A 19,849-nucleotide genomic window follows, 5' to 3' on the forward strand; every position below is an offset into this window, starting at 1 on the left:
GAAACCGCGCCGTCCGTGCGTCAAACGTGCGTCACGTGTGTCACGTGCGTCGAATATGCGTCAAGACAACGCACCTAACGCACGTAACGCCCCATCACGCCCACTCGGAGAAACAGCAGGTCAGAGCCCCTACTTCACCGGCTCAAGAATCGCCACGCACTCGACATGATGCGTCATCGGGAACAGGTCGAACGCCCGCAGTGTCCGGACCCGGTAGCCGCCCTCCTTGAAGTACGCGATGTCGCGGGCCAGGGCCGCCGGGTCGCAGGCCACGTAGGCGATCCTTCGTGCGCCCAGGCCCGCCAGGTGCTTGACCGTCTGCTTGCCGGCGCCCGCGCGGGGCGGGTCCAGGACGATGAGGTCGACCTCCGTGATGCGGGTGCGCGGGAGGACCGTCTCCACCTTGCCCTGCTCGATGCGCACGCGGTCGTAGGCCTCGAGGTTGTGGCGGGCGTCCTCGACCGCGCGCTTGCCCGACTCGATGCCCAGGACCGCGCCCTGGTCGCCCACGCGGTCGGCGATCGCGCCGGCGAAGAGGCCGACGCCGCAGTAGAGGTCCAGGGCCGTGTCGCCCTTACGGGGCATCAGGCCCTGCATGACCGCGAGGACCAGCGTCTGGGCCGCCTTCGGGTGGACCTGCCAGAAGCCGCCGTTGCCGACGCGGTACGTGCGGTCGTCGGCGCGCTCGCGGACGAAGGGGCGGCCGTGCACGCGGTGGACGCCGCCGTCCTTCTCGTCGACGCGGAGGACCGAGACCGGCTTGTCCAGCTCGACCAGCGGGAGGCGGGCGCCCGGACGAGGAGTGAGGATGACCTGGCGGTCGCCCGAACCCGAGGCGGCGATCGCCTCGACCGAGGCCATGCCCTCCCAGGTCCGCTTCTCGATGCCGAGCTCCGAAACGCCCTCGGCCGCGATCATGCAGCGGTCGATCACCTCCACCTCGTGCGAGCGGTGCTTGCGCAGGCCCGCGTGGCCCTCGGTGTCCACGGCGTACTGGACGCGGGTGCGCCACTGCGGGACCTCGCCCGCCGGGAGCTTGTCGCCCTCGGCCGGCATCACGGTGCCGTCCCAGCCGGCCTCCTCGGGCGTGAGCCCGGCCAGCCGCTGGAGCTGCTCGGCGACGACCTCGCCCTTGAGGCGGCGCTGGGCGCCCGGCTTGGCGTGCTGCCAGTCGCAGCCGCCGCACCTGCCCGGGCCCGCGAACGGGCAGGGCGCCTCCACCCGGTCCTTCGAGGCGTCCAGGATCGTGACCGCGTCCGCGCGCAGGTAGCGGGACGTCTCGTCGCCCTCGGTCACCTTCGCGACCACCCGCTCGCCCGGCAGGGCGTGCCGGACGAAGAGGACGCGGCCCTCCTCCGTACGAGCGATGCAGTGGCCGCCGTGCGCCACCGGCCCGACCTCGACCTCGTACTCTTCCCCGACCAACGAAGAAACAGGTGCGTTCTGCATGACGGGGTGACTCCAGAGAAAGAGGGAGGTGGGCTGCCGCTAGCGGCAGCCCACCAGTCTACGTGCCCTTGCCGGTCGGTTCCTTCGCGCGCTTCTCGACCGGCCCGCGGCGCACCGAACCCGGCGCGTTCCAGTCCTGGCGCTTCCTCGCCCGCTTCCTCGCGGCCTCGGAGGACTGCAGCTGGTACGGGACGGACGTCACCATCACGCCGGGGGTGAAGAGCAGGCGGCCCTTGAGGCGCAGGGCGCTCTGGTTGTGCAGCAGGTGCTCGTACCAGTGGCCGACGACGTACTCGGGGATGTAGACCGAGACGGCGTCCCGCGGGCTCTCGCGGCGGATGTTCTTGACGTACTCGATCACCGGCCGGGTGATCTCGCGGTACGGCGAGTCGAGGATCTTGAGCGGTACGTTGATCCCGCGCCGCTCCCACTCCTCCCTGAGCGCCTTGGTCTCGGCCGGGTCGACGTTGACGCTCAGCGCCTCCAGCTCGTTCGCGTGCAGCAGCTTGGCGTAGGCGAGCGCCCGCAGCGTGGGCTTGTGCAGCTTGGAGACGAGGACGACGGAGCGGACCCGCGAGGGGCGGACGTACTCGTCGGGGCGTTCCTCCGCGGCGGCGATCTCGTCCGCGACCGAGTCGTAGTGGCGGCGGATCGCGGTCATCGTCCCGTAGAAGATGACCATGCCGAGCAGCGCGACCCACGCGCCGTGCGTGAACTTGGTGGCGAGGACGACGACCAGGACCAGGCCGGTGAAGAAGGCGCCGAAGGTGTTGATCGCGCGGGAGCGGATCATGTGGCGGCGCTTGGCCGGGTCCTTCTCGGTCCTCAGGTGCCGGTTCCAGTGCCGGACCATGCCGGTCTGGCTGAGGGTGAAGGAGACGAAGACGCCGACGATGTACAGCTGGATCAGCTTCGTCGAGTCGGCGCCGTAGACCCAGACGAGCAGGGCCGCGGCGCCGGCGAGGAGCACGATGCCGTTGGAGAAGGTGAGCCGGTCGCCGCGGGTGTGCAGCTGGCGCGGCAGGTACCGGTCCTGGGCGAGGATCGAGCCGAGGAGCGGGAAGCCGTTGTACGCCGTGTTGGCGGCCAGGAAGAGGACGAGCGCCGTGGCCGCGGCGAGGAGGACGAAGAAGAACGTTCCGTCGCCGAAGACGGCGGCGGCGACCTGGGAGATGACCGGGTCCTGGACGTAGCCCGGGCCGACCGGCACACCGTCCAGGAGCAGGTCCTGGGCGGGCTTCTCGGCCATCCGTACGTCGGTGGCGAGGGCCAGGAAGATGATGCCGCAGAACATGGTGACGGCCAGCGCGCCCATCAGCGCGAGCGTGGTGGCGGCGTTCTTCGACTTGGGCTTGCGGAAGGCGGGGACGCCGTTGGAGATCGCCTCGACGCCGGTGAGGGCGGCACAGCCGGAGGAGAAGGCGCGCAGCAGCAGGAAGAACAGCGCGAAGCCGGCCAGGCCCTGGTGCTCGGGCTTGATCTCGAAGTCGGCGGTGGGGGCCTTCATGGTCTCGTCGAGGACGATCCCCTTGTAGGCGCCCCAGGCGATCATGATGAAGACGCCGGCGACGAAGACGTACGTCGGGATGGCGAAGAGGCTGCCCGACTCCTTCACCCCGCGCAGGTTCATCAGCGTCAGCAGCACGATGACGCCGACCGCGCAGAGGACCTTGTGCTCGACGACGAACGGGACGGCCGAGCCGAGGTTCTCGATCCCGGAGGAGATCGAGACGGCGACGGTCAGGACGTAGTCGACGAGCAGGGCGCTGGCGACGGTCAGTCCGGCCTTCGGGCCGAGGTTGGTGTTGGCGACCTCGTAGTCGCCGCCGCCGCTCGGGTAGGCGTGGACGTTCTGGCGGTAGGAGGCGACGACCGTGAACATCAGGACGACGACGGCCAGCGCGATCCACGGGCTGAAGTGGTACGCCGACAGACCCGCGATCGACAGGACGAGCAGCACCTCACCGGGTGCGTACGCCACCGAGGACAGCGGGTCGGAGGCGAAGACGGGGAGGGCGATGCGCTTCGGGAGAAGGGTCTCTCCGAGCTTGTCGCTCCGCAGAGCCCGTCCGATCAAGATCCGTTTGGGCAGGTCGGTCAGTTTGGACACGGAGAGGATCGTAAGCGTTCGAAAACAGCCATGCTCACCGCGACCCCCAATCCGCACGGAATCTCCCTGGCAGACACCTCGGATGCGGTCCCCTTCGGGGTTGCCGCATAAGCTCGGATCGGGCAGCACGGCAGGGCGCTGCCCGCCACGGCCCGGGCCAGTCGGGTGAGGAAAGTTGTGAGCAGGGTGTATTCGCAGGTCAGTAAGACGATCAGGAGTGCGGGGTAAGGGGACGTGCACATCGTCATCATGGGCTGCGGGCGAGTGGGAGCCGCTCTCGCGCAGACCCTGGAGCAGCAGGGGCACACCGTCGCCGTCGTGGACCAGGACCCGACGGCTTTCCGCCGTCTGGGCTCCGGCTTCGGCGGGCGCCGTGTCACCGGCGTCGGCTTCGATCAGGACACGCTGCGCGAGGCGGGGATCGAGGAGGCCGGTGCCTTCGCCGCGGTGAGCAGCGGCGACAACTCGAACATCATCGCGGCGCGGGTCGCGCGCGAGATGTTCGGCATCGAGAACGTGGCCGCCAGGATCTACGACCCGCGGCGCGCCGAGGTCTACCAGCGCCTCGGCATCCCGACCGTCGCCACGGTCCGCTGGACCGCCGACCAGATGCTGCGGCGCCTGCTGCCGTCGGGCGCGGAGCCCCTGTGGACCGACCCGAGCGGTGGGGTGCAGCTCGCGGAGGTGCACACGTCCGCCGCGTGGATCGGCCACAAGATCAGCAAGCTGCAGGACGAGACGGGCGTGCGCGTGGCGTTCCTCACGCGGCTGGGCGAGTCGATCATCCCCTCCTCGCAGACCGTGCTGCAGGAGGGCGACCTCGTGCACGTGATGATGCGCACGGACGAGATCGAGAAGGTCGAGGAGGCCTTCGCCGAGGGTCCTGAGGAGGGCGGTCACTGATGCGTGTCGCTATTGCGGGCGCGGGTGCGGTGGGCCGTTCCATCGCGGGCGAGCTCCTGGAGAACGGCCACGAGGTCCTGCTGATCGACAAGGCGCCCACCGCCATCTCGGTGGAGCGGGTGCCGCAGGCGGAGTGGCTGCTCGCCGACGCCTGTGAGATCACCTCGCTGGACGAGGCGGCGCTCCAGCGCTGCAACGTGGTGATCGCGGCCACCGGTGACGACAAGGTGAACCTGGTCGTCTCGCTGCTCGCGAAGACCGAGTACGGCGTGCCGCGCGTGGTCGCCCGGGTGAACAACCCGAAGAACGAGTGGCTCTTCAACGAGTCCTGGGGCGTGGACGTCGCCGTGTCGACTCCGCGTCTGATGTCGGCCCTGGTGGAGGAGGCGGTGAGCGTCGGCGACCTGGTCCGGCTGCTGCGCTTCAGCCACGGCGACGCGAACCTGGTGGAGCTGACGCTCCCGCCGGAGTCGGCGATCGCGGGAACGGCCGTCGGCGACGTGGCCTGGCCGCAGGACACCTCCCTCGTGACGATCATCCGCGGCTCGCGGGTGCTGACCCCGAGCCCGGAGGAGACCCTGGAGGCGGGCGACGAGCTTCTCTTCGTGGCCGCCCAGGCGCGCGAGGAGCAGCTGGAGGACCTGCTGTCGGTCCGCAGCGAGGGCGCGCCGAAGGGCTGACGTCCGGGCCGTGTTGTGCCTGTGTACGGGGAAGGGCCCGGGACCTTGAAGTCCCGGGCCCTTCCCCGTACACGCCGTACACGCCGTACACGGCGTACTGCGGCCTACGCTTCCGGCTGCCGTGCCGCGGCCGCCTTGCGGGCCTTCTCGGCCTCCTCCTCCGCCTCCATCTCGGCGAAGACGTCGATCGGCGGCGGGGCCTTCGCCAGGAAGACCCACGTCAGGTACACCGCGAGCAGGAAGGGCGGGATCTTCAGCGCGACGAGGACCCAGCCGAACTTGGTCGTGTCGGCCCACCAGTACATCGGGAAGAGGATCGCGCACTTGCCGAGCAGGATCAGGCCCCACGCCCAGCTCGCCTTGGCGTAGGCCTTCTTGCGCCCGGGGTTGCGGGTCCGCCAGGAGAGGTTCTCCTTGAAGACCGGGCCGAGCATCAGGCCGATCAGCGGGACGCCCGCGATCGTGGTGATGATGTACGCGAGGGCGAGGCCCAGCGTGTACAGCATGCCCGGCAGGTAGAAGTCCTTGGCGTTGCCGGTCATCATCGCGAAGACGACGCCGAACGCCACGCCGAAGACGCCGCTGAAGGCGTGCTTGACGGTGTCCCGGCGGACCAGCCGGACGGCGACCAGCAGCAGGGAGACCGCGAGGGCCGCGATCGCCGAGATGTGCAGGTCCTTGTTGATCGTGAAGATCGTGACGAAGAGCAGACCGGGCAGGACTGTCTCGATCATGCCCCGCAGGCCGCCGAAGGCCTCGAAGAGCGCGGCCTCGGTGACCTCCTTGGAGGCCTGCGCTTCCTGCGCGCCCTTGCTGTCCGGGGCGTCGTGATCCGTCGGCTTGTCGAGCGACGTCACCGGCTACTCCTGTCCGAGCGGTCGGAGCTCGTATTTGGGGTTGAAGAGGACCCGCCGGCCGTGGCTCATGGAGATCCGGCCGGAGGCGATCAGCTTGCGGCCCGGCTCGATGCCCACGATGGACCGCCGGCCCAGCCACACCACGTCCAGCGGGGCCGTGCCGTCGAACAGCTCGGCCTCCAGGGCGGGCACACCCGCCCTGGGACGCAGCGTGACCGTGCGCAAGGTACCAGTCACCTTGACTATCTGGCGGTCGGAGCAGTCGCAGATACGCGTGCAGCCCGACGCCTCGGCGTCCTCCTGGAGCTCGACGGACTCCAGTTCCTCCTGCGAGGTGGACAGCCGGTCGAGCATCCGGCGGAACCGTCCGGCCGGCTTCTCTGTACGCGGTGCAGCACTCATACAGAAAGCGTACCGGCCCCCACGGACAAGGGAACCGGCCCTCCGAACGGACGGCGTCGGGGTGGCTCCGGCCGTCTTCCGGGCGCCTCTCCGGGCACCCGCCGCCGTTCGTCTCAACGCTCGAAGCGGTAGCCCATGCCCGGTTCGGTGACGAAGTGCCGCGGGTGCGAGGGGTCGACCTCCAGCTTGCGCCGCAGCTGCGCCATGTAGACCCGCAGATAGTTGGTCTCCGTGCCGTACGACGGGCCCCAGACCTCCTGCAGGAGCTGCTTCTGGCTCACGAGGCGCCCGCTGTTGCGGACGAGCACTTCGAGCAGGTGCCACTCGGTGGGCGTGAGGCGTACGTCGCGCCCGTCCCGGTGGACCTTCTTGGCGGCCAGGTCGACCGTGAAGCCCTCCGCCTCGACGGTCACGAGGCCGTCGTCGCCGCCGACCGGCTCGGCCCTGCGGACCGCGGCCCTCAGCCGGGCCAGGAGCTCGTCCATCCCGAAGGGCTTGGTGACGTAGTCGTCGGCTCCGGCGTCCAGGGCCCCGACCTTCTCGTCGGAGGTCTGGCGTGCCGAGAGCACCAGGATCGGCACACGGGTCCAGCCGCGCAGGCCCTTGATGACCTCGACACCGTCGATGTCCGGCAGGCCGAGGTCGAGGACGACCACGTCGGGATGGCGTTCGGCGGCGAGCCGAAGGGCGGTGGCGCCGTCGGGCGCCGCGTCCACCTCGTACTTCCGCGCCTTGAGGTTGATCACCAGCGCGCGGACGATCTGTGGCTCGTCGTCGACGACGAGAACCCGGGTCATCGAGGGCTTCCTTCTCTCTGCTTCGTACGTCTGGGAGTACGGGGGAATCCGTGCGGTCACGAGGTCAAGAGGTCACGGTCGTCAGGGCGGTCAGGGTCACGGGCTCAGGGTCGTCACGGTCGTCACGGTCGTCACGGTCGTCAGGGGCACGGGCTCACGGTCGTCAGGGTCACGGGCTCACCGGGCCCGCTGTCACGGGGTCACGAGGTCACGAGGTCACGAGGTCACGAGGCACGACGTCACGAGGTCACCCGGGCGGGCAGATCGGCGACCGGCGGCGGGGGCCGGCCCGTCACGGCCCTGAGGGTGATCGTCATGGTCAGGCCGCCTCCGGGGGTGTCCTCCGCGGTGATGGTGCCCCCCATGGCCTCGACGAAGCCGCGGGCGACCGCGAGGCCCAGGCCCACACCGGAGCCGCGCGGGGCATCCCCGAAGCGCTGGAACGGCTCGAAGATGTGCTCCTTGCTCTCGTCCGGGACCCCCGGCCCGCGGTCGACGACCCGCAGCTCGACCCGCTCGCCCAGGGCGCTGCCGGAGACGACCACCGGCACCCCGTCCGGACTGTATTTCACGGCGTTCTCGACGATGTTGGCCACGACGCGCTCCAGGAGCCCCTTGTCGACCTCGACCATCGGCAGGGTCTCGGGGATGTCCAGCTCGGCACTGCCGTCGGGCACCCCGCCGAGCGCCATCGGGACGACCTCGTCCAGGTCGATGGAGCGGATCAGCGGGGTGACGGTGCCGGTCTGGAGCCGGGACATGTCGAGGAGGTTCCCGACCAGGTGGTCGAGCCGGTCCGCACCCTCCTCGATGCCTTCGAGAAGCTCGGCCCGGTCCTGCTCGGACCACTCCACGTCGTCGGAGCGCAGGGAGGAGACGGCCGCCTTGATGGCGGCGAGCGGGGTACGGAGGTCGTGGCTGACGGCCGCGAGGAGTGACGTACGGATCTTGTTGCCCTCCGCCAGCTTGCGGGCCTCCTCGGCCTCGCCGACGAGCCGCTGGCGGTCCAGTACGACCGCGGCCTGCGCGGCGAAGGCGCCGAGCACGCGCCGGTCCTCGGCGGGCAGCACCCGGCCGGTCAGGGCGAGCGCCAGATGCTCACCGACCGGCATGTCCACGTCCGCGTCCTCGGGCCGCACGACCGGGCGCGATCCCACGCTCGCCGCACAGGTCCAGGGCTCGACGTCGCTCCTGCGTTCCAGCAGGGCGACGGACTCCATCGCGAAGGTCTCCCGGACCCGTTCGAGCAGGGACTCCAGGCTGGTCTCCCCGCGCAGCACGCTCCCCGCGAGGAAGGAGAGCGTCTCGGCCTCGGCGCGCAGCCGGGCCGCCTGATGGGTCCGGCGGGCGGCCAGGTCGACCACCGAGGCCACGGCCACCGCGACGCCGAAGAAGACGGCGATGGCGACGATGTTCTTCGGGTCGGCGATGGTCACCCGGTGCAGCGGCGGAGTGAAGAACCAGTTCAGCAGGAAGGAGCCGAAGGCCGCCGACGCCAGTGCCGGCAGGAGTCCGCCGAGCAGCGCCGCGGCCACGGTCAGCGCCAGGAACAGCAGCATGTCGTTGGCCAGACCGAGGTCCGCGTCGACATGGGTGAGCAGCAGGGTGAGCAGGGCCGGGCCCCCGACGCCGATCAGCCAGCCCCAGATGATCCGGGAGCGGCCGAGGCGGGCGCCGCGGGCGACGGGCAGTCCGCGCCCCTTGGCGACCTCCTCGTGGGTGACGATGTGGACGTCGAGGTCGGGGCCGGACTCGCGGGCGACGGTCTGGCCGACGCCGGGTCCGAACATGTACTGCCAGGTCCTGCGGCGGCTGGAGCCGAGGACGACCTGGGTGGCGTTGACGCCCCGGGCGAACTCCAGCAGGCCGGAGGGGATGTCGTCGCCTATGACGTGGTGGAACGTTCCGCCCAGGTCCTCGACCAGGGTCCGCTGGACGGCGAGCTCCTTCGGCGAGGCGGACGTGAGGCCGTCGCTGCGGGCGATGTAGACGGCGAGCACCTCGCCGCCCGCGCCCTTCTCGGCCAGTCGCGCGGCGCGCCGGATGAGGGTGCGGCCCTCGGGACCGCCGGTGAGGCCGACGACGATCCGTTCACGGGCCTGCCAGGTGGAGCGGATGCCGTGCTCGCCGCGGTACTGCTGGAGGTACTCGTCGACCCGGTCGGCGGTCCAGAGCAGCGCCAGCTCGCGCAGGGCCGTGAGGTTGCCGGGGCGGAAGTAATTGGCGAGGGAGGCGTCGATCCGGTCCGGCTTGTAGATGTTGCCGTGGGCCATGCGGCGCCGCAGGGCCTGGGGCGACATGTCGACCAGTTCGATCTGGTCGGCGCGGCGCACGACCTCGTCGGGGACGGTCTCCTGCTGCCGTACGCCGGTGATGGACTCGACCACGTCCCCCAGCGACTCCAGGTGCTGGATGTTGACCGTGGATATGACGTCGATCCCGGCCGCGAGCAGTTCCTCGACGTCCTGCCAGCGCTTGGAGTTGCGCGAGCCGGGCACGTTGGTGTGGGCCAGTTCGTCCACGAGGGCGACGGCGGGCTTCCGCGCCAGAACCGCGTCCACGTCCATCTCGGTGAAGGAAGTGTCGCGGTACGCGAGGGTCCGGCGCGGCATCTGTTCGAGGCCGTGCAGCATCACCTCGGTGCGCGGCCGGCCGTGGTGCTCGACGAAGGCGACGACGCAGTCCGTGCCGCGCTCGACCCGGCGGTGTCCCTCCGAGAGCATCGCGTAGGTCTTGCCGACGCCCGGCGCAGCCCCGAGGTAGATCCGTAGCTTGCCCCGTCCCATGCCATGACCTTACGTCCAGCGAATCGGACATTCCGCACAGGGGGCAGGTCGGACGAGCCGTATTGACGGGATTCTGATGGGGCCGGCCGCGGGTGCGGGCCCGCACCCCGTGAACGCCGGGCGACACGGCGTGAGGCTGGTGCGGCCCCGCATGCGCCTCAGGCCGTGTGCTCGACGATCTCGCCGTCGCTCAGTTCGAGCACACGGTCGGCGAGCCCCAGGAGCTGGGCGTCGTGGGTGGCCACCAGGGCGGTGACTCCCTCGCTGTGGACCACCGCGCGCAGGAGTTGCATCACCGCGAGCCCGGTCTCCGCGTCGAGCTGCCCCGTCGGCTCGTCGGCGATCAGCAGGGCCGGCTTGTTGGCGAGAGCGCGGGCGATGGCGACGCGCTGCTGCTGGCCGCCGGAGAGCTCGCCGGGCCGCTGCGCCGCGTGGTCGGCGAGGCCGACCAGGGCGAGGAGGAGGGCGACCCGGTCCTCCCGCTCCCTCGGGTCGGCCCTGCGCAGCCGCAGCGGCACCCCCACGTTCTCCGCGGCGGTCAGGATCGGGATGAGTCCGAAGGACTGGAAGATGAAGCCGATGCGGTCCCGGCGCAGCTCCAGGAGCCCGTTCTCGCCGAGCTCCGCGAGGTCCGTCCCGTCGATGGTGATCCGGCCGCCGTCCGGGCTGTCCAGGCCTCCGACCAGGTTGAGCAGGGTCGTCTTGCCCGAGCCCGAACGGCCCTTCAGGGCGACGAGCTCGCCGCGCGGGATGTCGAAGGAGACCCCGCGCAGGGCGTGGACGGCCGCCTCCCCCGTACCGTACGAGCGGCGCAGGTTCTCGACGCGGACCATGGGTCCGCCGGTCGGGTCCTCGGCGACCGCCGTGCCGGACCGCACGCTGCTCTCACTCATCCCCGTGCTCCCCCTCGTCGACCGTGTGCGCCCGTCAGTATGAGCCGCCGAGGGGCCGCCGGGCCAGGGCCTGAACGCACCGGTGGACCGTATTCCGGACAAGCTGTTCGGAATACGGCCCACCGGCCTTGATCTGCGTACGGGACGGAACCGGGTCAGCGGACCTCGGTGATCTCCGGTCCGCGCTGGAGCTGGCCCATGCCTCCGGAGAAGCGCGAGCCCTCCTGCTCCTCCTGCTGCACGCCGTCCGGCACCATCTGCGCGTCGTTGGGCAGCTTGAGGACGATCGGGTCGCGCGGGGCCATTGGGCCCTCGCCACGGACCACCACGGTGTCCCGGACGATCTGCTCCAGGAGACCGGCGGCCTCCGGCTGCACGGCGCCCTGGCCGGAGATCACTCCGCGCAGGAACCACCGCGGGCCGTCGACGCCCACGAAGCGCACCAGCTGCACACCGCCGGTGCCATCCGGCAGCTGCACCGGGACCTGGGCCCGCAGCTCCCAGCCCAGCGGGCCCTCGACCTCGTCGATGACACCGCCCTGCTGGGTGATGCCGGAGGCGATCTCCTCGCGGACCTCGCCCCAGATGCCTTCCTTCTTCGGTGCGGCGAAGGCCTGCAGCTGCACGGCGCTGTCGCGCAGTACGACGGTGGCCGCGACGATCGCGTCGCCCGCCACCTCGACCCGCAGCTCCATGCCCTCGACTCCGGGCACGAAGATGCCGCCGAGGTCCACGCGGCCGTCCTCCGGCTTGGAGACCTCGGAGATGTCCCACGGTCCGTCGGGCCGGGGCGCCGGCGGAAGGTTCACCCGACGCGGCGCGCCGGCCGTGTCGTCAGTGTCGACCTCGTCGACGACCTGCTCGGCCTCGCCCGCTGCGTCCTCAGCGGCACCGCTCTTCTTGCGACGTCCGAACACGTCACTGTCCTTCCCGGTCGGATACGACCGAAGCGTATCGATTCCCACCCGTTGTGCCGTCCACGGCGGCATGACCGCCGGTGGACCCGAAGCCCCCCTCGGCCCGCGCCGAGCCGGGAAGCTCCGCCACCTCGTGGAAGCGCACCTTCTCGACCTGCTGGACGACCAGTTGGGCAATCCGGTCGAACTTCTCGAACCGCACGCTCTCGCGCGGGTCGAGATTGACCACGATCACCTTGATCTCTCCACGGTACCCGGCATCCACCGTCCCTGGGGCATTCACGAGGGCGACTCCGCAGCGGGCGGCCAGGCCGGAACGCGGGTGCACGAAGGCGGCGTAGCCGTCCGGGAGCGCGATGGAGATCCCGGTGGGCAGTACGGCCCGCTCACCGGGGGCCAGGACGGCCGCCTCGGTGGTCACGAGATCGGCGCCGGCGTCGCCGGGGTGTCCGTAGGCGGGGATCGGTACGTCCGGGTCCACACGCCGGATCAGTACGTCGACAGGGTTGCGCATCAGGGGTTCACCTCGAAGGCGCGGGCGCGCCGGACCTGGTCGGGGTCGGACATGGCGGCCTGGATCTCCTCCGGGCGGCCGTTGTCGATGAAGTGGTCGACCTTGACCTCGATGAAGAGGGCGTCGGCGCGGACCGCGACGGGGCCGTCGGGCCCGCCGATCCGGCCGACGGCGGTCGAGTAGATCTTGCGCCCGTGCACGGCGGTGACCTGGGCCTCCAGGTGCAGGACGGTGCCGACCGGGACGGGCCGCGCGAAGTCGGTCTCCAGGCGTCCGGTGACGGCGATGACGCGCAGCAGCCAGTTCAGGGAGCCGAGGGTCTCGTCGAGCGCGGTGGCGAGGACGCCGCCGTGCGCGAGGCCGGGGGCGCCCTGGTGGTCGGGGGTCACGGTGAACTCGGCGGTGACGGTCACGCCCTCGCCGGCCCTGGCCTCCAGATGAAGCCCGTGGGGCTGCCCGCCGCCGCACCCGAAGCAGTGCTCATAGTGCGCGCCGAGCAGCTCGCCGGGGGCGGGCGCGTCGGGGTGTCGTACCGGCGGTATGGCGTCGGCCGGCGGGGTGAGGGCGGGAGATGTTGCGGTCACAGCCGCAGACCTTACCCGCGAGGCCAGGCGCGGGTCGCGCCGTGCCAAGCTTGGACGCATGCAGCCTTCCGCCTCGCCCTCCGCTCCGACCGCCGCGCCGCGCTTCGACGAGCGGCTGACCGCTCCCGGCTCGTGGTGGGTGATCACGGTTCTGCTGGCGCTCAGCGGCGGTCTGGTGACGTTCCCGCTGGGTACGGTTCCCACGCTGGGCGGGCTGATCGTGGCGGGCGCGCTGGCGGCCGTGGCGGTCTCCTCGTACGGCTCGGCCCGGATCCGGGTGGTGGCCGGTTCGCTGGTCGCGGGCGACGCGCGGATCCCGGTCTCGGCGCTGGGGACGCCGGAGGTGCTGGACGCGGAGGAGGCGCGTGCCTGGCGCACGTTCAAGGCCGATCCGCGCGCCTTCATGGTGCTGCGCAGCTACGTGCCGCGCGCGGTGCGGGTCGAGGTCACGGACCCTTCCGACCCGACGCCGTACGTGTACCTCTCCAGCCGTGACCCGGAGGGCCTGGTCGCGGCGCTCGACGCGGCCCGCGCCGAGGCAGCAGGCTCCGACGCGGCCGACTCCGAGGCAGCCCGCTCCGAGGCAGCCGGCTCCGAGGCGGCCCGCTCCGAGGCCTAGAAGCCGATCTCCTTGGGGTTCTCCGGCTGCTCCAGCGGGGGCAGCCCCTCCAGGGCGTTCCAGGGCACCTGTCGCGCGCGCAGGTCCTTGCGGACGTGCTGGGCGAGCTTCCTGGTGTCGCGGCGGTTCATGACGGCTCCGACGGCCGCGCCGACCATGAACGGCATCAGGTTGGGCAGGTTGCGCACCATGCGCTTCATGATCTGCTGGCGCAGCTCGCGCTTGAGCTGTCCGCCGAGCGCAGCGTTGACGGTCGTCGGCTTCCCGGGGTCGATGCCCCGCTCCTCCGTCCAGGAGGTCAGATACGCCGTCGACCGCTGGGTGAGCGTGCCGGGTGGCCGGACGCCGTAGACCTCGTGCAGCTCGGCGATGAGCTTGATCTCGATCGCGGCGACCCCGGTGATCTCCGCGGCCAGTTCGGCGGGCATCGCGGGGGGCACGGGCAGCATGGCGGCAGCCCCGACGCCGGCGCCGACGGTCGAGCTGGCGTTGCAGGCGCCCGCGACGAGTTTGTCGGCGATCTGCTCGGGGCCGAGTCCCGGGAAGTGCTTGCGCAGCGTCGCCAGGTCCCGGACGGGGACGCGCGGGGCGAGCTCGATGATCCGGTCGGCGAGATAGCCGAGTCCGGCCTTGGCGCTCTCACCGCCACGCTTCACGCCGCGTTTGACGGCGTCGATCCGCGCGCGGTCGAGCTTCAGTCGGTCCAGCTGGGCGCGCGCCGGATCGGCGACGCGCTTGACGGCGTCGCGACGGCGCCCGCCCCGCGAGGCCTCCCGCTCCACCGGTACCGGTGTCGCGGTCGCTTCGGTCGCGGGCGGGTCGGGCACGGGTGTGCCGGACCCGGGCGTACCAGGCGCGGCTGCTTCGAGCGAGGCCGAGCGGCCCCGCTCGTCGTCACGTGCGCCGAGGGAGGGCAGGAGGGCGGTCTGCTCGGCTTCCGGTGCCTCCTGGGCACCCTCTGCCGCCTCCGAGCCGCCCTGGTTCGCCTCCGGCCTCCCAGGAAGCCGGAAGCGACGCTTCCGAGAAGGTGTGTCGTCGCCTGCCACGGCCGACCGATCTCAGTCGCAGTCGCGGCAGATCGGCTGACCGTTCTTCTCCCGAGCCAGCTGGCTGCGGTGGTGCACGAGGAAGCAGCTCATGCAGGTGAACTCGTCGGCCTGCTTCGGCAGGACCCGTACGGCGAGCTCTTCGTTCGACAGGTCTGCGCCGGGCAGCTCCAGGCCCTCTGCGGCCTCGAACTCGTCGACGTCGACCGTCGAGGTCGACTTGTCGTTCCGGCGGGCCTTCAGTTCCTCAAGGCTGTCCGAATCGACGTCGTCGTCGGTCTTGCGTGGGGTGTCGTAATCCGTTGCCATGTCGCTCTCCCCCTCTGGGTGGTTGCGGTGTCTCCAGCGCACGTAACGCGTGAGAGGCCGGACTTGTGCCCGACCTGAGGCGGAGATTTTGCCTCACATCAAGGTCTGTTACTCAATCGACACCCAACCGGCCCTCTCACGAGAGATCGGCTTTGGGTGGCGAACGGGACCGTACACGGTCCGCCTGCCGTCCTTCACGGGCGCCACCCCGTGTACTTCCCGTCATCCAGGGCCCGGGAAACCCGGACTTTTCCGGGTTTTCCCATGGAATTCTCGATCACGGAGAGTAGAGAGCCGGATGTGCGTTCCTGTGATCGATCACACAGGGGCGTCTCAGGAACGGGATCCGAAAATTCCGCGCAAAGCGAACGGAACCGGCTGGTACCCGAAGTGTGTCAGATCGGGAGAGTGACACGCATCACGAGACCGCCGCCTTCGCGGGGCTCCGCGATGATACGGCCGCCGTGGGCGCGCGCGACGGATCGGGCGATCGACAGGCCGAGCCCGACTCCCTTGTCACTCCCCGTCCGCTCCTGCCGCAGCCGTCTGAACGGCTCGAAGAGGTTGTCGATCTCGTAGGCCGGGACCACGGGGCCCGTGTTCGAGACGACCAGGAGCGCCTGGCCGTGCTCGGTCTCGGTGGTGACCTCGACCCAGCCTCCCCCGGTCACGTTGTACCGCACGGCGTTCTGGACCAGGTTCAGCGCGATCCGCTCCAGCAGGACGCCGTTGCCCTGGACGACGGCCGGCCCGCACTCGCTGCGGATCTCCACGCCCTTGGACGCGGCCTCCGCGTGCACCTGGTCGACGGCGCGCGAGGCGACCTCGGCCAGGTCGACCGGCTTGCGCTCGACGATCTGGTTGTCGCTGCGGGCGAGCAGCAGCAGGCCCTCCACGAGCTGCTCGCTGCGCTCGTTGGTGGCCAGCAGGGTCTTGCCGAGCTGCTGGAGCTCGACGGGCGCCCCGGGATCGGAGAGATGGACCTCCAGGAGCGTGCGGTTGATCGCCAGCGGCGTGCGCAGCTCGTGCGAGGCGTTGGCGACGAAGCGCTGCTGGGCGGTGAAGGCCCGCTCCAGCCGCTCCAGCATCTCGTCGAAGGTGTCCGCGAGCTCCTTCAGCTCGTCGTCCGGACCGTCCAGCTCGATCCGGCGGGCGAGGTCGGATCCGGCCACCTGGCGGGCGGTCCGGGTGATCCGCCCCAGCGGGGAGAGCACCCGGCCTGCCATGGCGTAGCCGAAGGCGAAGGCGATGATGCTCAGACCGAGCAGGGCGAAGAGGGAGCGGCGCAGGAGGTCGTCGAGCGCCAGGTCCCGCTGGTGCTGGAGACAGGCGGAGACGGCTTCGTTGAGCTGGTCGCCGGTGCCCGAGGCGGGCAGCTGGCACCAGGAGGTGGTCGGCTGGACCTCGCCCTTGACGACCTTGAACGGCAGCTCGGAGGCGCTGTCGCCCAGGGCCTGCGCGGTGAAGAGGTAGATGATCGACAGCAGCAGGATGCCGGCGATCAGGAACATCCCGCCGTACAGCAGCGTGAGCCGTATCCGGATCGTCGGGCGGAGCAGCGGCCTGACCGGGTCCCTGGGGTCCCAGGTCGGCTTCGGGGGCGCCTGTGGGGGCGCGGGGGTCGCGGCCACCGGGTCAGATCCGGTAGCCGGAGCCGGGGACGGTCACGATGACCGGCGGCTCGCCCAGCTTGCGGCGCAGGGTCATGACCGTGACCCGTACGACGTTGGTGAACGGGTCGGTGTTCTCGTCCCAGGCCTTCTCCAGGAGCTGCTCGGCCGAGACGACCGCGCCCTCGCTGCGCATGAGCACCTCCAGGACCGCGAACTCCTTCGGGGCGAGCTGGACCTCCTTGCCCTCGCGGAAGACCTCGCGGCGGTTCGGGTCGAGCTTGATGCCGGCGCGCTCCAGGACGGGCGGCAGCGGCACGGTGGTGCGCCGGCCCAGCGCGCGCACGCGCGCGGTGAGCTCGGTGAAGGCGAACGGCTTCGGAAGGTAGTCGTCCGCGCCCAGTTCCAGACCCTCGACGCGGTCGCTGACGTCACCGGAGGCGGTGAGCATCAGGACGCGGGTGGGCATGCCCAGTTCGACGATCTTCCGGCAGACGTCGTCGCCGTGGACCAGGGGGAGGTCGCGGTCGAGGACGACCACGTCGTAGTCGTTCACCCCGATCCGTTCCAGAGCTGCGGCGCCGTCGTACACGACGTCGACGGCCATGGCCTCCCGGCGCAGTCCGGTGGCCACCGCATCGGCGAGCAGCTGCTCGTCCTCGACGACGAGTACGCGCACGTCGGTCATTCCTTCCTACGGGCCCCTGCCCCTGATGCGGACCGGGCGATGGTGAGCACTGACTGTGCGTGTCCATCCTGCCCCGTACGCGCGTAAACCGGCTGTAAGGCGGCGTAGGGGAGGCCGGGGAGGAGCGCCAGTACGGTCCGGGGGCGCGCGGAAGCATAGGCGGGGCGAGAGGGGGCGCGCGAAGAATTCACCTGATTCACGGGCCAGTTGAGGTTTCTGTGAGGAAACTCCTGGGGAGGACGTCTGCACACCCCGTGATCACGCCCTGTATGTGGCACGTACGTGGCAGGCCACATGCCGCTCTGTCCCCCAGAGGTAACAGCGTGTGATCCACCCACCCTCGGCACACCCCCGTGCCACCGACCCATGACGAGGGGGCGCACGATGGACGCTTTCACCGCAGGACTGCTGCAGCGCATAAGGACTGCGCAGACCGACCTCACACGGGCACGCGAGACGGGCGACGACTTCCTCGCGGAGGTCGAGCAGGCTGAGCTCGAAGACCTGCACCGCCTTGCCGCCGAGCACGGCGTAGAGGTCGGCGCCGCCAGCGCCTGACCCCCTGGTACGGAAGTGGCCCCGGTGTCGACGACACCGGGGCCTCTTCGCGTCCGCGGGGGCCTAGGCCCTGTCGTCGACAGGGCCTAGTCGTGCCAGGCCCCGAGCTCTTCCAGAAGCCCCTGGAGCGGCTCGAAGACACCGGGTGGGGCCGCGACGGCCAGCTCCCCCGAGGGGCGCTCACCGGGCCGCCCACCGGTCAGGGCGCCCGCCTCGCGGGCGATCAGGTCGCCCGCGGCGAGGTCCCAGGGGTTGAGGCCGCGCTCGTAGTAGCCGTCGAGCCGGCCGGCGGCGACATCGCAGAGGTCGATCGCGGCCGATCCACCCCGCCGGATGTCGCGCAGGCGCGGGATCATCCGCTGGGCGATGTCGGCCTGGTGGGCGCGGCGGGTCTGGACGTAGGCGAAGCCGGTGGAGATCAGGGCCTGGTCGAGCGTGGGTGCGGGGCGGACCGCGAGACGGCGCTCCCCCAGGTGGGCGCCGCGGCCGAGCACCGCCCGGTACGCCTCGTTCCGCATGGGCGCCTCGACGACGCCGACGACGGTCTCGCCGTGGAGCTCGGCGGCGATGGAGACCGACCAGGTCGGCAGGCCGTAGAGGTAGTTCACCGTTCCGTCGAGCGGGTCGATCACCCAGCGGACGCCGCTGGTGCCGGGGGTGGCGGCGCCCTCCTCGCCGAGGAGGCCGTCGTCCGGCCGGTGCTCGCCGAGGAAGCCGGTGATCAGCTTCTCCGCGGCGATGTCCATCTCGGTGACGACGTCGATGGGGCTGGACTTGGTCCTGGCCACCGTCAGGTCGTCCGGTCGGCCGTCACGCAGCAGCGCGCCGGCCCGGCGTCCGGCCTCCAGGGCGAGGTCGAGCAGTTCGGTCAGCAGGGCGTCGGACGGCTCGGGGTTCACGGAGTGGGTCACGGGGGCTCCTCAGGCGTACGGGCTGTCGGCGCCGGCCGCCGCGGGCCGCTCCGCCCGGGCGGGGCAGCAGCCGATCGGGCAGAGGTCGTGGGAGGGGCCGAGGGCGCCGAGGGCGCATCGCTCGGCCCGGGCACCGCGCTCGCTCGCCGCGCGCTCCAGGACGAGGTCCCGCACGGCCGCGGCGAAGCGGGGGTCGGCCCCGACGGTCGCGGAGCGGCGCACCGGGAGGCCCAGCTCGGCGGCCTTGGCGGCGGCCTCGGTGTCGAGGTCGTAGAGGACCTCCATGTGGTCCGAGACGAAGCCGATCGGCACCATCACGGCGGCCGGGACCCCGGCGCCGTGCAGCTCCTCCAGGTGCTCGCAGATGTCCGGTTCCAGCCACGGGATGTGGGGGGCGCCGCTGCGGGACTGGTAGACGAGCTGCCAGGGGTGCTCGACGCCGGTCTTCCTGCGGACCTCCTCGACGATCACCCGGGCCACGTCCAGGTGCTGCTTCACGTACGCCCCGCCCTCGCCGTGCTCGCCGAGGGGCCCCGAGGAGTCGGCGGCCGAGTCGGGGATGGAGTGGGTCGTGAAGGCGAGGTGGGCGCCGGCGCGGACGGACTCGTCGAACTCGGCCAGCGAGGCGAGCACCCCCTCGACCATGGGCTCGACGAAACCGGGGTGGTTGAAGTAGTGCCGGAGCTTGTCGACCCGGGGCAGCGGGAGCCCTTCCGCCTCCAGCTCGGAGAGCGCGTCGGCGAGGTTCTCGCGGTACTGCCGGCAGCCGGAGTACGAGGCGTAGGCGCTGGTGGTGAGGACGGCGATGTGACGCCTGCCGTCGGTGACCATCTCCCGCAGGGTGTCGGTGAGGTACGGCGCCCAGTTCCGGTTGCCCCAGTAGACCGGCAGGTCGAGGCCGGTCTCCGCGAAGTCCCTGCGCAGGGCGTCGAGCAGCGCGCGGTTCTGGTCGTTGATCGGGCTGACACCGCCGAAGAGGAAGTAGTGCTGCCCCACCTCCTTCAGCCGCTCCTTGGGGATGCCTCGGCCGCGGGTGACGTTCTCCAGGAACGGGACGACGTCGTCCGGGCCCTCGGGGCCGCCGAAGGAGAGCAGCAGAAGGGCGTCGTACGGTGCGGGATCGTGCTGATCGGACATGGCACCGATCCTCCCACCCGCCCCTGACGGCCGACGGCCCGCCCCGACCGGAAAAGATGCTGCGGCATTCAGTTCAACA

The 19,849-nt window shown here is 71.0% G+C and carries 20 protein-coding genes; 4 read left to right on the top strand and 16 right to left on the bottom strand.

Features of this window, described 5'->3' with window-relative positions; translation table 11 throughout:
- Positions 1-129: 129 nt before the first annotated feature.
- Positions 130-1,449 (bottom strand): class I SAM-dependent RNA methyltransferase, encoded by a 1,320-nt coding sequence (locus M5362_RS04820; protein WP_260226036.1) that lies wholly within the window; start codon positions 1,447-1,449, stop codon positions 130-132.
- 58 nt (positions 1,450-1,507) lie between these two features.
- Positions 1,508-3,559 (bottom strand): APC family permease, encoded by a 2,052-nt coding sequence (locus tag M5362_RS04825; RefSeq protein WP_260226037.1) that lies wholly within the window; start codon positions 3,557-3,559, stop codon positions 1,508-1,510.
- Positions 3,560-3,793: 234 nt separating this feature from the next.
- On the opposite strand from M5362_RS04825, the gene M5362_RS04830 reads away from it, so the two are divergent.
- Together M5362_RS04830 and M5362_RS04835 are read left to right on the top strand one after the other, a co-directional pair.
- The gene (locus M5362_RS04830; RefSeq protein WP_260226038.1) at positions 3,794-4,462 is read left to right on the top strand and encodes a TrkA family potassium uptake protein; all 669 of its coding nucleotides are present in this window, start codon (positions 3,794-3,796) and stop codon (positions 4,460-4,462) included.
- On the top strand, positions 4,462-5,142 hold the full coding sequence (locus tag M5362_RS04835; protein WP_260226039.1) for a TrkA family potassium uptake protein: 681 nt from the start codon (positions 4,462-4,464) through the stop codon (positions 5,140-5,142). The genes M5362_RS04830 and M5362_RS04835 overlap by 1 nt, the downstream gene beginning before the upstream one ends.
- Before the next feature lie 104 nt (positions 5,143-5,246).
- Here M5362_RS04835 and M5362_RS04840 read toward each other — a convergent pair whose 3' ends face one another.
- The 8 genes from M5362_RS04840 to M5362_RS04875 all read right to left on the bottom strand — a co-directional run bounded on the left by M5362_RS04840 (position 5,247) and on the right by M5362_RS04875 (position 12,892).
- Positions 5,247-5,999 (bottom strand): DUF3159 domain-containing protein, encoded by a 753-nt coding sequence (locus M5362_RS04840; RefSeq protein ID WP_260226040.1) that lies wholly within the window; start codon positions 5,997-5,999, stop codon positions 5,247-5,249.
- A 3-nt stretch (positions 6,000-6,002) separates the two neighbouring features.
- Positions 6,003-6,401, bottom strand: coding sequence for an OB-fold nucleic acid binding domain-containing protein (locus M5362_RS04845; protein ID WP_260226041.1), 399 nt, complete (start codon positions 6,399-6,401; stop codon positions 6,003-6,005).
- Between the two features lie 113 nt (positions 6,402-6,514).
- The gene (locus tag M5362_RS04850; RefSeq protein ID WP_260226042.1) at positions 6,515-7,198 is read right to left on the bottom strand and encodes a response regulator; all 684 of its coding nucleotides are present in this window, start codon (positions 7,196-7,198) and stop codon (positions 6,515-6,517) included.
- Positions 7,199-7,437: 239 nt separating this feature from the next.
- On the bottom strand, positions 7,438-9,984 hold the full coding sequence (locus M5362_RS04855; protein WP_260226043.1) for a sensor histidine kinase KdpD: 2,547 nt from the start codon (positions 9,982-9,984) through the stop codon (positions 7,438-7,440).
- A 158-nt stretch (positions 9,985-10,142) separates the two neighbouring features.
- Positions 10,143-10,877, bottom strand: a complete 735-nt coding sequence (locus M5362_RS04860; RefSeq protein ID WP_260226044.1) for an ABC transporter ATP-binding protein — start codon at positions 10,875-10,877, stop codon at positions 10,143-10,145.
- 155 nt (positions 10,878-11,032) lie between these two features.
- Positions 11,033-11,794, bottom strand: coding sequence for a DUF3710 domain-containing protein (locus M5362_RS04865; protein WP_260226045.1), 762 nt, complete (start codon positions 11,792-11,794; stop codon positions 11,033-11,035).
- Between the two features lies 1 nt (position 11,795).
- Positions 11,796-12,308, bottom strand: a complete 513-nt coding sequence (gene dut, locus M5362_RS04870; RefSeq protein ID WP_260226046.1) for a dUTP diphosphatase — start codon at positions 12,306-12,308, stop codon at positions 11,796-11,798.
- Positions 12,308-12,892, bottom strand: coding sequence for a PaaI family thioesterase (locus M5362_RS04875; protein ID WP_260226047.1), 585 nt, complete (start codon positions 12,890-12,892; stop codon positions 12,308-12,310). Before M5362_RS04875 ends, dut begins: the two co-directional genes overlap by 1 nt.
- A gap of 58 nt (positions 12,893-12,950) precedes the next feature.
- On the opposite strand from M5362_RS04875, the gene M5362_RS04880 reads away from it, so the two are divergent.
- Positions 12,951-13,511 carry a DUF3093 domain-containing protein gene (locus M5362_RS04880; protein ID WP_260226048.1) on the top strand — a complete coding sequence of 187 codons (561 nt, stop codon included), beginning with the start codon at positions 12,951-12,953 and terminating at the stop codon, positions 13,509-13,511.
- Here the strand turns inward: M5362_RS04880 and M5362_RS04885 are convergent.
- From M5362_RS04885 to M5362_RS04900, 4 genes are all read right to left on the bottom strand, one after another.
- Complete coding sequence (locus M5362_RS04885; protein WP_260226049.1) at positions 13,508-14,557, bottom strand: hypothetical protein; 1,050 nt, start codon at positions 14,555-14,557, stop codon at positions 13,508-13,510. The two genes, M5362_RS04880 and M5362_RS04885, sit on opposite strands and share 4 nt — an antisense overlap.
- A gap of 12 nt (positions 14,558-14,569) precedes the next feature.
- On the bottom strand, positions 14,570-14,866 hold the full coding sequence (locus tag M5362_RS04890; RefSeq protein WP_003955561.1) for a DUF4193 domain-containing protein: 297 nt from the start codon (positions 14,864-14,866) through the stop codon (positions 14,570-14,572).
- Between the two features lie 395 nt (positions 14,867-15,261).
- A complete protein-coding gene (locus M5362_RS04895) occupies positions 15,262-16,497 on the bottom strand; it encodes a cell wall metabolism sensor histidine kinase WalK (protein WP_260226050.1) in 1,236 nt (411 codons plus the stop codon).
- 4 nt (positions 16,498-16,501) lie between these two features.
- Positions 16,502-17,155: a response regulator transcription factor gene (locus M5362_RS04900; RefSeq protein ID WP_024758527.1), complete on the bottom strand. Its 654-nt coding sequence runs from the start codon at positions 17,153-17,155 to the stop codon at positions 16,502-16,504.
- Positions 17,156-17,548: 393 nt separating this feature from the next.
- On the opposite strand from M5362_RS04900, the gene M5362_RS04905 reads away from it, so the two are divergent.
- A complete protein-coding gene (locus M5362_RS04905) occupies positions 17,549-17,722 on the top strand; it encodes a hypothetical protein (RefSeq protein ID WP_260226051.1) in 174 nt (57 codons plus the stop codon).
- Positions 17,723-17,808: 86 nt separating this feature from the next.
- Here the strand turns inward: M5362_RS04905 and M5362_RS04910 are convergent, their stop codons facing one another.
- Positions 17,809-18,633, bottom strand: a complete 825-nt coding sequence (locus M5362_RS04910) for an inositol monophosphatase family protein (protein WP_260226052.1) — start codon at positions 18,631-18,633, stop codon at positions 17,809-17,811.
- 9 nt (positions 18,634-18,642) lie between these two features.
- Positions 18,643-19,770 (bottom strand): ferrochelatase, encoded by a 1,128-nt coding sequence (locus tag M5362_RS04915; protein WP_260226053.1) that lies wholly within the window; start codon positions 19,768-19,770, stop codon positions 18,643-18,645.
- Between the last annotated feature and the right edge of the window lie 79 nt (positions 19,771-19,849).

This window comes from Streptomyces sp. Je 1-79 (genome assembly GCF_025195125.1).
Classification (GTDB): domain Bacteria; phylum Actinomycetota; class Actinomycetes; order Streptomycetales; family Streptomycetaceae; genus Streptomyces.

What these genes read in the sequence shown, in the direction of transcription:
- M5362_RS04855 (WP_260226043.1), bottom strand. Translation starts at nt 9,984, where the DNA reads ATGGGACGGGGCAAGCTACGGATCTACCTCGGGGCTGCGCCGGGCGTC.
- M5362_RS04905 (WP_260226051.1), top strand. Translation starts at nt 17,549, where the DNA reads ATGGACGCTTTCACCGCAGGACTGCTGCAGCGCATAAGGACTGCGCAG.
- M5362_RS04835 (WP_260226039.1), top strand. Translation starts at nt 4,462, where the DNA reads ATGCGTGTCGCTATTGCGGGCGCGGGTGCGGTGGGCCGTTCCATCGCG.
- M5362_RS04850 (WP_260226042.1), bottom strand. Translation starts at nt 7,198, where the DNA reads ATGACCCGGGTTCTCGTCGTCGACGACGAGCCACAGATCGTCCGCGCG.
- M5362_RS04860 (WP_260226044.1), bottom strand. Translation starts at nt 10,877, where the DNA reads ATGAGTGAGAGCAGCGTGCGGTCCGGCACGGCGGTCGCCGAGGACCCG.
- dut (WP_260226046.1), bottom strand. Translation starts at nt 12,308, where the DNA reads ATGCGCAACCCTGTCGACGTACTGATCCGGCGTGTGGACCCGGACGTA.
- M5362_RS04915 (WP_260226053.1), bottom strand. Translation starts at nt 19,770, where the DNA reads ATGTCCGATCAGCACGATCCCGCACCGTACGACGCCCTTCTGCTGCTC.
- M5362_RS04880 (WP_260226048.1), top strand. Translation starts at nt 12,951, where the DNA reads ATGCAGCCTTCCGCCTCGCCCTCCGCTCCGACCGCCGCGCCGCGCTTC.
- M5362_RS04845 (WP_260226041.1), bottom strand. Translation starts at nt 6,401, where the DNA reads ATGAGTGCTGCACCGCGTACAGAGAAGCCGGCCGGACGGTTCCGCCGG.
- M5362_RS04820 (WP_260226036.1), bottom strand. Translation starts at nt 1,449, where the DNA reads ATGCAGAACGCACCTGTTTCTTCGTTGGTCGGGGAAGAGTACGAGGTC.
- M5362_RS04890 (WP_003955561.1), bottom strand. Translation starts at nt 14,866, where the DNA reads ATGGCAACGGATTACGACACCCCACGCAAGACCGACGACGACGTCGAT.